This window comes from Pontibacillus salipaludis (assembly GCF_014642405.1).
Lineage (GTDB): Bacteria > Bacillota > Bacilli > Bacillales > BH030062 > Pontibacillus > Pontibacillus salipaludis.
In genome coordinates, this window is the sequence record NZ_BMIN01000006.1 from 55689 (window position 1) to 71203 (window position 15515).

13 protein-coding genes are annotated in these 15515 nt (G+C 40.6%); 8 read left to right on the forward strand and 5 right to left on the reverse strand.

Translation table 11 applies throughout. From position 1 onward, the window contains the following. The first annotated feature begins 16 nt into the window (after nt 1-16). Nucleotides 17-1558 carry an AbgT family transporter gene (locus IEW76_RS08485; RefSeq protein WP_188652813.1) on the forward strand — a complete coding sequence of 514 codons (1542 nt, stop codon included), beginning with the start codon at nt 17-19 and terminating at the stop codon, nt 1556-1558. A 392-nt stretch (nt 1559-1950) separates the two neighbouring features. On the opposite strand, the gene IEW76_RS08490 is transcribed toward IEW76_RS08485, so the two are convergent. The 3 genes from IEW76_RS08490 to IEW76_RS08500 form a co-directional block, all read right to left on the reverse strand. Then, nucleotides 1951-3156, reverse strand: coding sequence for a hypothetical protein (locus tag IEW76_RS08490; RefSeq protein ID WP_188652814.1), 1206 nt, complete (start codon nt 3154-3156; stop codon nt 1951-1953). Next, the gene (locus tag IEW76_RS08495; protein WP_188652815.1) at nt 3144-4265 is read right to left on the reverse strand and encodes a HesA/MoeB/ThiF family protein; all 1122 of its coding nucleotides are present in this window, start codon (nt 4263-4265) and stop codon (nt 3144-3146) included. The genes IEW76_RS08490 and IEW76_RS08495 overlap by 13 nt, the downstream gene beginning before the upstream one ends. Nucleotides 4266-4782: 517 nt before the next feature. After that, a complete protein-coding gene (locus IEW76_RS08500; RefSeq protein ID WP_188652817.1) occupies nt 4783-6480 on the reverse strand; it encodes an HD domain-containing phosphohydrolase in 1698 nt (565 codons plus the stop codon). Between the two features lie 304 nt (nt 6481-6784). Here IEW76_RS08500 and IEW76_RS08505 point away from each other — a divergent pair, with 304 nt between their 5' ends. From IEW76_RS08505 to IEW76_RS08515, 3 genes are all read left to right on the forward strand, one after another. Next, nucleotides 6785-7216: an HTH domain-containing protein gene (locus IEW76_RS08505; protein WP_188652819.1), complete on the forward strand. Its 432-nt coding sequence runs from the start codon at nt 6785-6787 to the stop codon at nt 7214-7216. Next, nucleotides 7159-8112 (forward strand): IS3 family transposase, encoded by a 954-nt coding sequence (locus IEW76_RS08510; RefSeq protein WP_188653029.1) that lies wholly within the window; start codon nt 7159-7161, stop codon nt 8110-8112. Before IEW76_RS08505 ends, IEW76_RS08510 begins: the two co-directional genes overlap by 58 nt. Before the next feature lie 402 nt (nt 8113-8514). Then, complete coding sequence (locus IEW76_RS08515; RefSeq protein ID WP_188652821.1) at nt 8515-8850, forward strand: hypothetical protein; 336 nt, start codon at nt 8515-8517, stop codon at nt 8848-8850. Nucleotides 8851-9004: 154 nt separating this feature from the next. Here the strand turns inward: IEW76_RS08515 and IEW76_RS08520 are convergent, their stop codons facing one another. After that, a complete protein-coding gene (locus tag IEW76_RS08520) occupies nt 9005-9199 on the reverse strand; it encodes an aspartyl-phosphate phosphatase Spo0E family protein (RefSeq protein WP_229721172.1) in 195 nt (64 codons plus the stop codon). A gap of 247 nt (nt 9200-9446) precedes the next feature. On the opposite strand from IEW76_RS08520, the gene IEW76_RS08525 reads away from it, so the two are divergent. Both IEW76_RS08525 and IEW76_RS08530 read left to right on the forward strand, forming a co-directional pair. Continuing rightward, entirely contained in the window at nt 9447-11036 is a 1590-nt protein-coding gene (locus tag IEW76_RS08525) for an ATP-binding protein (RefSeq protein ID WP_188652823.1), read from the forward strand. A 41-nt stretch (nt 11037-11077) separates the two neighbouring features. Continuing rightward, the gene (locus IEW76_RS08530; RefSeq protein WP_188652825.1) at nt 11078-12286 is read left to right on the forward strand and encodes an alanyl-tRNA editing protein; all 1209 of its coding nucleotides are present in this window, start codon (nt 11078-11080) and stop codon (nt 12284-12286) included. Between the two features lie 130 nt (nt 12287-12416). Here IEW76_RS08530 and IEW76_RS08535 read toward each other — a convergent pair whose 3' ends face one another. Continuing rightward, on the reverse strand, nt 12417-12875 hold the full coding sequence (locus tag IEW76_RS08535; RefSeq protein ID WP_188652827.1) for a DinB family protein: 459 nt from the start codon (nt 12873-12875) through the stop codon (nt 12417-12419). 319 nt (nt 12876-13194) lie between these two features. Between IEW76_RS08535 and IEW76_RS08540 the strand changes: the two genes are divergently transcribed. Further along, nucleotides 13195-13986, forward strand: a complete 792-nt coding sequence (locus IEW76_RS08540; RefSeq protein WP_188652829.1) for an SDR family oxidoreductase — start codon at nt 13195-13197, stop codon at nt 13984-13986. Between the two features lie 41 nt (nt 13987-14027). Further along, on the forward strand, nt 14028-15512 hold the full coding sequence (locus tag IEW76_RS08545) for an FAD-binding oxidoreductase (RefSeq protein WP_229721173.1): 1485 nt from the start codon (nt 14028-14030) through the stop codon (nt 15510-15512). Nucleotides 15513-15515 lie beyond the last annotated feature (3 nt).

A 15515-nucleotide genomic window follows, 5' to 3' on the forward strand; every position in this document is an offset into this window, starting at 1 on the left:
GAGAAAGGGTGGGTTTATGGCATTACCAGAAACAAATGTATCACAAGCGGAGGAAAAGGAGTCAAAGTTCTTATCTAAGTTTTTGAATGGTATTGAAAAAGCAGGGAATAAGCTTCCGGATCCATTTATGTTATTTGTGTATCTCGCTCTCTTTATGATTTTACTTTCTTGGGTCGTTTCTTCATTTGGGGTTTCCGTGGTTCAGCCAGGTTCTGGTGAAGAAGTAGCGATCAAGAGCTTGTTGTCTGCTGAAGGTATTCAGTACATGTTAACTTCGATGCTTGAGAACTTTACAGGCTTCAAACCTTTAGGTCTTGTTTTGGCGATGATGTTAGGAATTGGTTTAGCTGAGAAGGTAGGTCTTATTGAGACGGCTATTAAGAGCACCATCCTCAAGGCACCAGCCAGCCTAACGACTTATGCAGTTATATTTGTCGGAATATTGGGGAATTTAGCCTCTGATGCAGCGTTTGTCATTGTTCCACCTCTTGCGGCTATGGTCTTTTACACAGTTGGCAGACACCCGCTTGCTGGACTTGCAGCCGGTTTTGCTGGTGTAGGTTCTGGTTTTACAGCGAATATTGTAATTGCGGGTACAGACGCATTGTTATCAGGAATTTCCACTGAAGTTATGCAGAGCCTTGATTCTAGTGTTGTAGTAACACCTGTTGATAACTGGTACTTTATGGTCGTTTCTGTTTTTGTTCTATCCATTACAGGTGCTCTAGTAACGGAGAAAATCGTTGAGCCACGTCTTGGTAAATACGATGGGGATCTGAAGAAAGAAATGAAAGCTTCCACTCCTTTAGAGAAGAAGGGGTTAAAGAATGCAGCCATCGCTTTAGTTACTTACATTGGTTTGTTACTAGTTGCTTTATTCTGGCCGAACTCTCCATTACGTAACGAAACGGGCGGGATTATTCCATCCACATTCTTAGATGGTATTATTCCAATTATCCTCTTTATGTTTATCGCAGTTTCGGTGACATACGGGATTACCGTTAATAAGATTGAGAAGACGAAAGATATCTCCACATTTATGGGAGATGCGATTAAAGATATGTCAGGATTCATTGTTTTAATTTTCGCTGCAGCTCAGTTCATTGCGTACTTCGATTGGACAAACATTGGGACATGGATTGCTGTAAGTGGAGCAGGATTCCTAGAATCATTAGGGTTAACAGGTATCCCTGTTATTATCGGCTTCGTATTCTTAACAGCCCTTATGAACCTTCTAGTCTTCAGTGGTTCAGCACAGTGGGCGTTAGAAGCACCGATCTTTATTAAAATGTTCTATATCTTAGACTATCATCCCGCTTTCATTCAAGCGGCTTACCGTATCGCGGATTCATCTACCAATATCATTACACCGATGAACCCGTATATCATTATCGTGTTAGCGTTTATGAGAGAATACGATAAGAAAGCAGGACTTGGTACACTCATTTCCTTAATGCTACCGTACAGCATTATCTTCTTATCCGTCTGGATCGTACTACTACTAGCCTTTGCATTACTAGGCATTCCGTTTGGACCTGGCGTGCATATGTATCTATAGTGGGCCATGGGGACAGGTACCTCGTCCCTTCGCTTTTCGAAATAAAGAGTAATTAGAATCACAGAAGTCTTTATCTACAAAAGACTTCTGTGTTTTTTTATTTGTAACCTTTTAAACTATGAAAAAGGACTAACGCTCTGCTATTCATTGACTTTTTTCTCCCCATTTGCATAGAAAACGTCACAGAGAAAAGGCCTCTGTGACGTTTTGGGATGGTAAATCTACTAAAAGGTAACAGTTCGGTTTCTTCTCTGACCTTTTTGGGGGAGACATGAGTTTGAAACGTTTTAGAAAGACTCCGCTTGTGACTAGAGTGGCTCTGAAAGGGGATGTTCCGGAAATCAAAGGGACGAGGTACCTGTCCCTCCGGTCCAGCACCCCTCCGGCCACCGTTAGATAGCGGATCGGATCTTGGACCAGGTCCATTTCATATTTGGGATTGCATGCTTAATAAACAACACTAGAATTGAGACTTCGACTCCTATAATGATACTTCCGCTAAGAATTTGTAGGAACTGGCTATTCGCAAAACCAGTTTCTATTTCTTTGACTGAACTATAGATTAGTTCTAGGAAGATAGGTAATCCGTAAAATATCCCAATCGAGAGTGAAATGCTGACGCCTAGCACTAGGAAGAGGCTGTAGTATTTCACTACTCTTATTTCGTTGAATGTTTCTTGTGTTTTACTAAAGATTCGAGCGAACACGTAAGTTACCCATTGAATACTTCGCTCGTATAAATTCTTAGTGGTAAACTCCATCGTAACAAAATATAAGTCTGTACGAAGGAAGACTTGAAGTTGGGAAATCATTAATAAAAAGGATGTCAAAATCACGTATTCGAGTAAAGAATGAAAGAATGAGTTCTGGACTACTAACAACAAAAGGGATGCGGTGCCGCCGATTGTGGCATCAGATTTCATGCCAGCTAAGTAGACTTTGACACGTTCCTTTTTCTTCCTTGCCCAAATACCTGTCACATCAGTCTGGAGGACAAGAAGGTAAAGACGAGTACTAATATTAATGTTGGCTTTTATATTTAAGTTTCTAGCGCTGATTAGGTGGGCAAATTCATGTAATAGCAGTATGCTCCAAAAGATCACTAAGTTAAGAATGACGTTTATTCCTAAGTACTCAGACCAGAAAAAGTCTTGATGGCTAGGTATTGTTCCTTCTATTAAGAACTGCTTCCCCCAGCCTAATGTGATGATCAGTAGGGCTAGTATGGTTAGCCATTTAGAGCTTAACCATTTAAAGTTACTCGACCGAATAAATGAGAAGTTTTCTTTGATTTCTGGCTCTGATTCAATCGTCTGGTGATCAATCTGACGGATAAAATTCAGAGGCAGTAAATCTTCCACAAATTCATCCACATCTACTTCTGTGTCATAACGTTCGATAAGTTCTTGTTCACATTGCTTAATAGTAATCCCTTTTTGCAACAGTTGAATCACGGTAAGGCCGATTTCTGGTAATTCAACAAATTTTGCTGTATCCTCTCTTCCTACAATGACACTCCCGTTCTGGTCGTTCTCCCTGTTAATGAAAAGGGGGAAGAACTCCACAGTACTGTTCTTCGTTATGATTACGTTGTCCACATTTCCTCCTCCATCTCCTTAGAGGTTTGGCACACGTCACATCCATCATAGTGTTCGCGCTTAATATGTTCCGTATCAAAAGTGTATAAGTTAATTTGATAAACAAAGTCAGTTGTTCGCGGTTTAAGCCCGATTAAGTGATACATTGCTTCTAAAGAGGCAAGGTGGCCTGCTAATGCAGCAACAGGGGCAGTCACAGCGTGTGTGAATCCAAAAATTGATTCAGAAACTTCGATTTGGCTGTGACCTTGGATTTCATTGTTTTGACGAAGATCAATACAATTGAAACAAGGTGTTTCTCCAGGAATAAATGCCATGCAATTAACGGCTGTACTTGCATAGGCGCCCATGATCCAAGGTGTTTTAATACGATAGGAAACACGGTTTACCATTTTCTCAATCGAATATCTTGGCTCATCAGCTGCCAGAATGATTAAGTCTACACCTTTACATACCTTTTCAATATCTTCTTCATTGTTTAACTTCATCTGGACAGCCTCAATATCAATGTGAGGATTCTTCTTTAGCAACTGTTCCTGTAGAGCTTCTACCTTGAGTTTGCCTACATCATCCATCGAGTAATACATCTGTCTATTTAAGTTGGATTCTTCAACTTTGTCGTAATCCACAATGCGAATTTTTCCAACCCCAAGGCCAGCCAGAGATGCCGCAATATTCACGCCGACACCACCTGAACCAAGTACAACAGCACTTGAAGTTTTTAATTTATACTGAAGTTCCCAGGGGTTCAGTCGAGGGGACTTATCAATCCAAGAGAATAAGTTTACATTCCTTGAGTATAAGTCTGCTTCTCGCTCGGTAAACATATCACCTGCATAAGGGTCTTGCTCCTCAAGTACGCCGTGCTGTGTTAATACGTGAAGAAGTCCTTCGGTTTCTTCATGATCGAGCTCATATTTACTTGAAATTCGAGCGAGCTGCTCCTCACGAGGATAATCACCATTTAACTCTTGCAATATGTTAAAAACAAGTTCTGTTTCGTTCGTCGTAATATTACGCGCAATACCGTGCTGATATCCACCAACACGTATGTTATTCTCATCATAGATAAAGGGGATTAAATTAGGTTTTGTACGAATATATGCCATATGTGCCACTCCATTCAAAGATTTAATCATAAACAAAACCTCTGGAGGCCAGAGGTTTTGTCGTCGTTCTTAAGTAATTTTAGAAACCAGCGCTACGTACCTGAGCTGGAGTTTCTAGCTTTTCTAATTCTTTTACATTGATTTTAATTTTTGACATTTTTTCCACCCCTTTCTAGTTGCTTACAATAGAAAGGTTATCACAAATGTCAGAATTGTCTATAAAATAAAAGAGTTTTCGTCCTTTGTAACTATCAGAATTTTCGAATAAATATTTGTGTGTGAGTAGCATGAACTAGATTAGTAAATAAATTAGGTCTATGGGGGTCCTTCGTCTCTCGAACTAAATAGGGGTTACGAGCAAAGAAGTTCTTTGTCTTTAAGGGGTTCCTGTTTTTTTTATTTTATATCTTTTAGTTAGGAGAATGAGTAACGGAACGCTGTGCTGGTCATTGACCTTTTTCCACTCATCTTCATAAAAAATGTCACAGAGAGAAGGTCTCTGTGACATTTTGGAGAATTAGGGGACGGGGGACCTGTCCCCATGGATCGCGTTTAAAACGTCTACCCCTGTGGCTGCATCCTTAGCGAAACCATCAATGTTATCTTGTGAGATCTCACTGATGTGAGGGCCACCTACTAGTATCTTTACAGAAGGGAGCGCTTTTCTTATAAACTGAATGGAAGATTCAAGCAGTGGGATATTTTCCTTCATGATGACAGAAAAGCCGATTACAGAGATTTTGTTTGTCTTAACGAAATAGATGAGTTCATTAAGTGGGATTGAAGGATGGAAGTTGTACGTCTCCCATTCATTTAATTTCAGTGTTTCAGAGAAGAGTTCCAATGGTAAGCTGTGCTCTTCGTCACCTATCGTAGTTAAGAGGACTTTTCCATGTCTCTTTCCTAAATCTTTGTCTTCTTTGGAGAAAGTTTTCATTAATTCTTTTGTCATATAGGTGGCAACATGTTCTTCCGCAACCGAGATTTCCCCAGCTTCATACATTTCTCCAATTTCTCTCATAGATTCAGCGAATACTTCGGTAAAGATGTTCTCTATTCTCATATTATCAATGATCTTATTTAATTTATGTTCGGCTAATTGTTTGTCCGCGTTCAATAGACTACTTAAGTATAGATCCCAATTCGACCTTTTCTTCTCCAATACGTAGTCTTCTTCCCACCCCATAAATCTAGAGATGGATATAGAAAAATCATTTGGAATCTGGGTTACTTCTTCACTATCCTCAAGTTTAATAATTGGAGTTAAGGGTTGGTTATCAGAAATATAAATGATATGAGCAATGTTATTATTAGATGTTAATACTCTAGTATTAAGCGGATAAATCTTGAGCATGTCCATAAAGCTACACACCAGATGATAGTTATACAGATCGTTTGAATCTAGTAATATTTCTAAAGCTTCAACGGAAGGCTTAGCTGAACGATAGACTCGATCTAGTGAAAGGGCAGAATACACGTCAATAATACTTAGCAGCATGGTTTCACGTGATAGATCTCCTTCTAATAGGCCGTCTGGATAGCCGGATCCATCGAGTCTTTCGTGGTGAGATCGAGCCATGTTTTGCGTTAATAATGGCGCGGCATTCTCGTATAACATCTTTTCCCCATTGATCGTATGCTCTTGAATAATCTCAAATTCTTTAAAGGTCAGTTTCTGCTCTTTTAGAAGCACATGTTCAGGGACTTCTAGCTTTCCAATATCATGAAAGAGGCAAGCGGTGGCGAACTCTATGACAGAATCGAGTTTTAAATAGTTACTGAATAATGCCCCGAGCATGAAAACGTCAAATGAATGATTAAAAGAGTAGGGGTCCTTTTCCTTTAAGTTGAGTAGTTTAGCACTTACTGCGGACTCCATCATAATGGTTACAAACAATTCTTCCAGCCAGTCAATTACCTTTCTTTTATGTAGAGCGATACCATAACGCTTCTCTTCGTACACTTCAGATAATGTTTCCTGAAATAATGATTCATAAAAACTTCTATCTAGAAGATGTGCGTGAATTGTATTCTTTTCGTTGATTGCGGGTGGGTCTTTTGGATCAACTGAAACTTCTAGGATTCCCCATTTTTTTAACTTTTCTTGAATAGTAACCGTAATCATTGTGCCTTTTTTTAATATTAATGTTTCCCCAATTGTAACATCTGAAGAAACCTGATCCCCTTCAAGCAAATTTTTTATTAACTTCTGCAAGTGTAAAACCCCCTCATGATGTGAATGGAATACTTTTCTTGGTAAATACTTTAAATTATTACTATTTAACCATGGAAATGGGATTACAACAATGGGGACATTAAAATTTTAATATACTTTTTCAGTATATAAATTCATCAGTTCATAGGCATAAAGTCTTATTCGTTTGTTGGTGGGATGGAGGGACAGTGGACTATACCCTGAATAATGGACACCAATAACTTGGGACGTTATTCAGGGTTTTCTGTGTCATGAGAAAGAAAACCCGTTTATAATAAAAGAACATTATGAGCGGAGGCTACACATGAATAAAAGAACATTTTCCCAAGAACAAGTGAAAGCATTGAAACAAAATCCGAATGTGCTAGAAGTAAAATCAAATGGAGTTACTTACACTCCAGAGTTTAAAGTGAAAGCTGTAGAAGCTAGTCTTAGAGGGCAAAATCCCCTCCAGATCTTTAAGGAACTGGGGTTATTTGATCTAGATATCATCGGCAAAGATGTTCCGAGGAAACGAATTTATAATTGGAAAAAGATCTATGACGAACACGGAGAAGTAGGCTTATATCTTAATAAGAGAAATTCAGCTCGGCAAGGTGGATCATCTAACGATGAATCTGCCGAGGAAAAACTCAAAAAGGCCGAGGCTAGAATAAAGTTTCTAGAAACCGAGAATGAATTCTTAAAAAAGTTAGAAGAACAAGAGAGGCAGGCGTTGAGAAAGAAACAAGACTAACACCTTCTGAAAAATATCAAATCATCTACCAAACCATTAACTACGAGAATCTGAAGTATATGGTTCGTTACTTATGCGGGTTAGCTTGTGTAAGTAGAAGTGGCTTTTACGCATGGCTTAAGGCAGCACCTAAGCGAAAACAACGAGAAGAACAGGACCGGGCCGATCTTGAACATATTACATCTATTTTCAATTCCAAGAATCAAAAGGCAGGTATTCGCCAGATTAAAATGGTTTTGGAGAACGAACACGGTTTAGTTTTGAACCTTAAGAAAATCGTGCGGTTAATGAGGAAAGAAGGGTTGAAATCAAAAATCAGAAAGGCAAATCCTTATAAACGCCTAGGTAAAGCCACTCAGGAACATCAGACCTGCCCGAATGTGTTAAATCGTAATTTCGATCAAGGAAAGCCTGGGAAAGTGTTCTTAACGGATATGACCTATTTACAGTACGGAAATGGTCAAGTCGCCTATTTATCATGTGTTAAAGATGGAAGTACGAACGAAATCCTGGCGCACAATCTATCAACCACTTTAGGTATGGATATTGTTTATCAAACAATGAGCCGACTCAGACAAGTTCATCCTATAATGCCTGAATCTATTCTTCATTCCGATCAGGGTTTCCATTACACCAACCCTGACTTCCAGAAGAACATCAGGAATCTAGGAATCATTCAATCTATGTCACGTAAGGGAAATTGTTGGGATAACGCACCCATGGAAGCTTTCTTCGGAACCTTGAAAGATGAAGTAAACCATCGAGAGTGTAAAAATCTAAAAGAGCTGACCAGTAATATTGATCGATTTATAAGTTACTACAATCAAAAAAGGTATCAATGGGGGTTAGGAAAGATGAGCCCGGTACAATACCGAACTCATCTCTTAGCAGCATAGTCCCTTATTCAAGTGTCTATTTTATAGGGTACAGTCCACAGGTACCACGTCCCTTCGCCCCTCGAAATAGTTAGGTGTGAATACCAACACAGCAACTCCTTCTATCATTAGGAACTGCTTTTAAAGAAGCTTAAAGTTGAACTGGTGTTTTCCTTTCATTTACTATTTTCATAAAAAATCTCACAGAGGGAAGGTCTCTGTGAGATGTTACAGAAGTAACTGTGTAGATAGTTTTTGATTTAATGATTGTATGACGCTTTCTAGGGTTGCATCTAGTAGGAGATGTTTTGGGACAAGGAACCTGTCCCCCTGTACCAAAGAAAAAAGGATTCCGGCGTGTAACTTATGCTCGAAATGTCAATCATATTCCTAACTACATTGATCCTGTTAGGAAGAGGGGTGATGGAGATATTAAGTGCGGTGTTGTTGGTGTTATGTATAGGAATAGCGATTTATATCTACAAGTTTGAGGATCCAGATGAGCTTTCGGTCGTGTTTCGAACAAAAGAATCTGGTGTAGGTTTGGCCCAAGAACTGTACTGGTTATTAGAAACGAATCAATTAAAGCCCCACTATTCCATCCCGTATAATAAACGAAATCTCTTCGAATTTGGCTATCATGAATGTGATGTCATCATTGAAGTCCCTTCAGAGCACTATCGTATAGCTGTCCAATTAGTTGAGAGGTATAAGAGGGATGCGGGGGCAAATAGCTCAACCCTTAGTTTTTCGAAATAAATTGGTGCATAGCAAATAGAGCCATTCCGCTCAAAACATGAGCAAAATGCCTGATTTCTAAGTGGATATTTCGGGAAACGAAGGGACAAGGAACCTGTCCCCATGACCCATGCCCCAAATTATAAAAGCCCAAAGCAAACCATGCTTTGGGCTTTTACATAATAGGGCTATAACTGCGCTTTTGGATCTCTGTAATATATCGATCTAATTTTTGGCTAAGTTCAATTGTCTTATCATGATTTAAACCATGAGTGAGTCCTGTTTCAATCATTGTGGAACGCAAATTTGTTATTCTCATTTTTAGTTCCTCGGTTGACGTATGTTCCTCTATAAAATACTGGAATTCCATATTGAATCTCCCCAATATCTGTGTTGGTAGGATGTCTGACATGTCGACATGAGTTCTAAATGAATTATAACACGTTAGGATATAAATGGTAATAAATAATTACAAAAAAATACTTAATTCCATACTTTTCCCTAATTTATCGCTGAATTTGTTGTTTGGTCCCGGGTTTAAGATCCATTTTATTGTTATTCCCTTATCTATGATACAGTTATGACAGAGAACAGTTTAGACAGGTAGGGGGGAGAGGATGGATTTTAATACATATATTAATCAATCGAAAAGAAGATGCAGAGAAGATTATAGGTTAGAACCGACAGAGGTCCCAACCTTGGAAATAGAACTTACAGATATAGAAGTTGAAAGACGCAAACAAAGGTTAGAAAATGCTCTTCCTGTTATTCAGCACTTTATGGAGAAAGTGATCTATTATATGGATGGAACTCCAATCATTGTGTCCACAACTGATGACGAGGGGTACATGATTCATAAGTTTGGAGACCAGAGTATGATGGAAATGATCGATGCATTCGGTATCCATAACGGTGTCCAATTCCGCGAAAGAGTTGCCGGGACAAATTCCATTGCGCTCTCCTTGTTTCATGATGAGCCCATCGGACTTGTTGGAAAAGACCACTACCATGAAGCTTTACACGACATTGCCTGCTATTCAGCTCCTTTTCACTACGGAGAGGACAATCGAATCTCAGGAACGATTTCAATTATGACAACCGTGGAATACGCAAGTCAGTTTCATTTAGGACTCCTTTCGTCAGCGGTCGATTCCATTGAACGGGAGCTTCGTCTTCAGGGGAAGAACAATAAACTTGAAATCTTAAATCAAATTATGATTAACTCAACGCCTCTTGGTATGATTATGACAGATCAAGAAGGGTGTATCACCGACTACAATGCTGCTTTGGAAAAGTTAGTAGAATATAGTATGGAAGATAGACTCAAAAACGGGGATACCAAAACATACGTCATCAAACCATATGTGGATCATGTTTTGTTAACGGGGGAAAAGCTCGAGAATAAGGAAGTCACCCTTTCGTTTGATGATGGGCAAAGGGAGAAAATTTGTCAGCTAGATGTCCTTCCTATATACGACGGGGACGAAGTAATTGGCACATGTGCTCAATTTCGTGATATGACGAACTATTACGAACTTCAGGAGAAACTCATAGAATCTGAGAAGCTATCAACTCTTGGGAAATTTAGTGCAGGACTTGCCCATGAGATCAGGAACCCTCTCACATCCATTATCGGACTAACGCAGCTATTGAAAGAAACCAATGCTCAGAATAAATATTTAGAGATCATCACATCGGAACTCGATCGAATGAAGAATCTTGTTAACCAATTTGTTCTGCTTGGAAAACCAGCATCGGTTCAACCATCGCCTTGCCATCTCCATAACCTTATAGAGGAGACGATTGAACTCATGAAAAGCAGTGCTCGGCTTCAAAACGTAAGGATCGAATTTGAATCCGATCACAAAGACCTTGTCATGAAAATTGATGAGGCCAAGATGAAGCAAGTGTTCATCAACTTCCTCAAGAATGCCTATGAATCTATGGAAGATGGCGGAGTGGTTCAGGTTCGTTTAGTTCACCATCCAGACAGTAATGAGGTAGAGGTGATCATTGAAGACGAAGGAGAAGGGATGACCCCGGATCAAATATCGAATATAGGTACACTTTTTAATACCTCTAAGGAAAACGGTCTTGGAATGGGTCTCTCCATCTCGCTTGAAATCATAAAGGCTCATCATGGAAAGGTTGAATTTGATTCTGAGAAGGGACAAGGAACGAAGGTTGAGCTTCGTTTTCCGATGTAATCAAGAAGCAAACGTTTAAATAAAAGTTGGAGGTCGTAAGCGTGACAGAGAAACTATTTTATAAGGATGTCTATCAAACAGAATTTACAACAAAGCTCGTTAAAGCAGATCAAGATGAAGGTGGTCGCCCCTTTGTCGTATTAGAGGAAACGGCTTTTTATCCAACTGGTGGGGGCCAGCCCCATGATAAGGGTAGCTTGAATAACGTTAGAGTGATCGACGTAGAAGAAGTAGAAGGAGAGATTCGTCACTATGTCACGCTCCCGATTGAAGAAGCTAGTCCGGTAAATGGAGTAGTCGATTGGTCAAGGCGGTTTGACCATATGCAACAACATACGGGCCAGCATATCCTGTCTGCTATTATGCAAGACGAGTTCGATATGGCGACCGTAAGCTTTCATCTCGGGAAAGATACCGTCTCGATTGATCTTGACGTGGAATCTCTCTCGGAGGAGACGCTACATAAAGTGGAACAACGTGTGAACGAAGTCATTCGAGAAAATCGGTTTGTTGAAACGAGGTGGATGACGGTAGATGAGGCGAATCAATATCCGCTTCGTAAGTCCCTTTCTGTTGATGAAGCTGTAAGACTCGTTATTATTCCCGATATTGACTACAACGGTTGCGGAGGGACGCACCCACGTTCAACGGGTGAAGTGCAGATGGTTAAAGTGCTCGGTTGGACGCGTCAGAAGAGAAACGTTCGTCTCGAGTTTGTATGCGGGAATCGTGTCCTTGAGCAGTTGGAAAAGAAACACAGCGTCCTAAGCGGAATTAAAACGCAGATGAAGCGTCCAGAAGAAGAATTAGAGCACGAAGTATCTTCATTAATTAAGGAAAATAAGGCAAAAGATAAACAACTAGCTGAACAAACAGCTCAACTTCTAGATTACGAAGCGCGTGATTTGGCAGCATCTCCTCAAGAAACTGGCGAAGTGTCGATAATTAAACGAGTCTTTGAAAACCGAACGATTAAGATGTTGCAGGACCTTGGGAAAAAGATTGTTGAACAAGCTCCTAACGGGATCGTCGTTCTTGTCAGTGAGCAGGAAGAACAGCTTCAATTCGTGCTCGCACAAGGATCCGATATTCCAGGGAATATGAAAGAAGCCGCTCAACAAGCTATGCCTCTCATTGAAGCCAAAGGCGGCGGCAAGCCCGGTTTCGTTCAAGGCGGCGGAACAAAAGCTCTAAAAGCCGAAGAATTTGCAAATCGATTAAAGGAAGCAGCACTAGAAACAATAAAATAATTCAAGAATTAAGGGCCCCTCTTCTAATAGAAGAGGGGCCCTTTTTAGGGACGGAGGGACAGGTTCGTTGTCCCTTCACCTTCAAGTATTTCGAGGCGCGAAGGGACGAGGTACCTGTCCCCATGCCCCGTTATTCTGTTATGCAGCCTTTTAATGATTTAATCGTACCGGTATGCACCCCTTCATGGTACAGCGAGAAGTTAAGAATTTCCCCTACCGTTTGTAGAGATAAGAAGTCTCCGGTTGCCTCATCGTCAAGCTGTCCAGTGAGCACTTCCTTCAATTTAGCCGGCTGTTCTTCAAGCTGCTGCTTTAGTTCAGCAAGAGAAGGGACGTCACCTTGCCAATCTGAAGGTGCTGTTCCTGGTGCGAAAAGTTCCAGGTACCGGGATGGCGTTTCGAGTGATTTGCCTCCATACTTAGCAATCAAAGCGTTTTGCACAACATAGATGTGGCCAAGATTCCAGCGAATCGTGTTTTTAAACCCCTCTGGCTGCGTATCCGCCTGCTCTTCTGTAACACGATCTAATTCCTTTAACGTACCTTTTCTTACTAGATTTATTTGTTGAAAAATTTGTTCTTCATTCATGTAATCCTCTCCCTTTCTATCTACAATTCTATCTTTTCATATGAGCCGCCACAACCATGGACAGGTCCATTGTCCCTTCGAAGCACGAAATAAAAGGGGACTCCGACTTCATAGATTCCTATTCAAATCGAACTGTATACTTAAGTATTTTGAGACGCGAAGGGACGAGGTACCTGTCCCTCCGTCCCGAGAAATTTCTCTTTTAAACAGAAATAAAACACATTAAACGAGAAATTTCTGTTCAAAATGGTTGCTTTTTACGTGAGGATCGTTTTACAATGAGTTCAGAAAAATCAACCAAAAAGAATGGCGGGATAGAATGAGCGCCGAAAAAATGAATATTACGGATTTTACAATGCAGTTCTTTCACCTACACGGAAAAGTGGCGCTGGTCACGGGTGGAAATTCTGGTTTAGGTCAAGGATTCGCCCTTGCCCTTGCGAAAGCTGGAGCAGATGTCTTCGTTGTGAGCATGATGGAAGACGAAGAAACTAAGCAATTAATCGAAGCTGAAGGCGTTCGTTATCACTTAATGATTTCAGACATCACGGAAGACGGTGCTTGTAAGAGAGTAGTAGAAGAGTGTGTCCGCGTATTTGGTAAGGTAGATATTCTTCTCAATAATGCTGGCATTGGTTTAAACGAGCCGGATGTAACGAAGTTCACTCGGCTTCAGTGGGACAAAATGGTCTCTGTGAATCTAACGGCTCCTTTTGAATTAGCTCATGAAGCGGCCAAATATATGATTCCTAACCGGAGCGGCAAGATTATTAATACGTGTTCCTTATTTTCTTACCTCGGAGGTCAATGGTCACCTGCCTATGCCGCAACGAAGCATGGCTTAGCTGGATTCACGAAGGCATATTGTGATGAATTAGCTCAGTACAATATCCAAGTTAACGGGATTGCACCAGGCTATTTCGCCACAGATGTGACAAAAGCAACCGGGGCTGATGAGGAGAAAAACAAGCGAGTTCTCGATCACATACCGGCTAACCGGTGGGGGAATATCGTTGATTTAATGGGAGCCATCGTGTTCCTAGCCTCAGACGCATCCAATTATGTAAATGGAACGTTATTAAATGTTGATGGTGGTTACTTAGTTCGATAGAAACATAACATTATAGAATTTATTTAAAGGAGATGGATTGTATGACAATGAAAACAAATCAAACCGTTGAAGAATTAAAGGATCTATTATCAGAGGATCAAATCGTTACAGACGATGAAGCGTTATACAATGCTTCCGCTGATCGCTATAAAAAATATCCGAAGTCGAAAAATGTACTCGATGTTCCAAAGCCACTAGCGATTGTGTACCCACATTCTCCAGAAGAAGTGAAGTCCTTGCTTATGTATTGTAACGAACATCTGATTAACGTTATCCCTAGAAGCGGTAAAACAGGAACAGAAGGCGGCTTAGAGAATTGGAAGCAGAAAACGATCGTCATTGATGGTTCCAAAATGAATAACATCATCGACATCGACACGTATAACATGCAAGCAACCGTTCAATCTGGTGTGAAACTGCAAACTCTTGAAGACGAGCTGCGTAAAGTAGGGTACACAACTGGCCACTCCCCTCAGTCTAAGCCAGTCGCTCAACTTGGCGGACTTGTGGCAACTAGAAGTATCGGTCAGTTCTCTACTTTATACGGCGCTATGGAAGATATGCTAGTTGGATTAGAGTGTGTCTTCCCGGAAGGCAACATTTCGAAGATCAAAAACGTTCCAAGAAGATCTGGAGGACCTGATATTCGCCATATCGCTCTTGGAAATGAAGGGGCGCTGTGCTATATCACTGAAGTAACGGTGAAGATCTTTAAGTACACACCAGAGAACAATGAGTTCCATGGTTATTTAATAGAAGATATGGAAACAGGCATTAGCATCCTGAGAGAAGTGATGGTAAATGGATACCGTCCATCTGTTGCTCGCTGTTATTCTGAAGAGGATGCGCGTAACCACTTTGGGCACTTTTATGAAGGAAAATGCGTGCTCATTTTTATGGCAGAAGGTGCAAAAGGCATTGTAAAAGCAACGAGTGAGGCAATCGATGAAGCAGTAGAGAAATTCCAATCCGGAATTGTTAAACAGGTGGATTCTTCTCTTATTGAGGACTGGTTTAATAACTTGAATTGGGATCAGAGTAAGATTGATGCTGAAATCGAAGAAATGGTGAAACACGACAAGCATGACGGCTTCACGACAGAAATTTCGGCTGATTGGGAAAATGTTATTAAGATTTATAACAACGTGATGGCTCGTGTGAAGGATGAGTTTGACCGCGTTGAAGACTTAACGATGCTTGGAGGCCACTCTTCCCATAGTTATTTGAACGGAACGAACATGTACTTTGTGTACAATTATGAGATTAACTGTGCTCCTGAAGATGAGTTGCTCACTTATCATCACCCGATCCACCAAATCATTATTGAAGAGACGTTGAAGCAAGGCGGCTCCATGTGTCACCACCACGGCATCGGTAAGTATCGTTCCGAGTGGACAAAAGAAGAGCACGGTTCTGCTTACTATATGCTTGAGAAACTGAAAGAAGCGTTCGATCCAAACGGGATTATGAACCATGGAACGATCTTCCCTCAACCAAACGAAGTGAAAAAGTACATTAGAGGGTAATGG

Coding starts and splice junctions, on each gene's coding strand:
- IEW76_RS08485 (WP_188652813.1), top strand. CDS start 17: ATGGCATTACCAGAAACAAATGTATCACAAGCGGAGGAAAAGGAGTCA.
- IEW76_RS08495 (WP_188652815.1), bottom strand. CDS start 4,265: ATGGCATATATTCGTACAAAACCTAATTTAATCCCCTTTATCTATGAT.
- IEW76_RS08505 (WP_188652819.1), top strand. CDS start 6,785: ATGAATAAAAGAACATTTTCCCAAGAACAAGTGAAAGCATTGAAACAA.
- IEW76_RS08515 (WP_188652821.1), top strand. CDS start 8,515: ATGGAGATATTAAGTGCGGTGTTGTTGGTGTTATGTATAGGAATAGCG.
- IEW76_RS08520 (WP_229721172.1), bottom strand. CDS start 9,199: ATGGAATTCCAGTATTTTATAGAGGAACATACGTCAACCGAGGAACTA.
- IEW76_RS08525 (WP_188652823.1), top strand. CDS start 9,447: ATGGATTTTAATACATATATTAATCAATCGAAAAGAAGATGCAGAGAA.
- IEW76_RS08535 (WP_188652827.1), bottom strand. CDS start 12,875: ATGAATGAAGAACAAATTTTTCAACAAATAAATCTAGTAAGAAAAGGT.
- IEW76_RS08540 (WP_188652829.1), top strand. CDS start 13,195: ATGAGCGCCGAAAAAATGAATATTACGGATTTTACAATGCAGTTCTTT.
- IEW76_RS08545 (WP_229721173.1), top strand. CDS start 14,028: ATGACAATGAAAACAAATCAAACCGTTGAAGAATTAAAGGATCTATTA.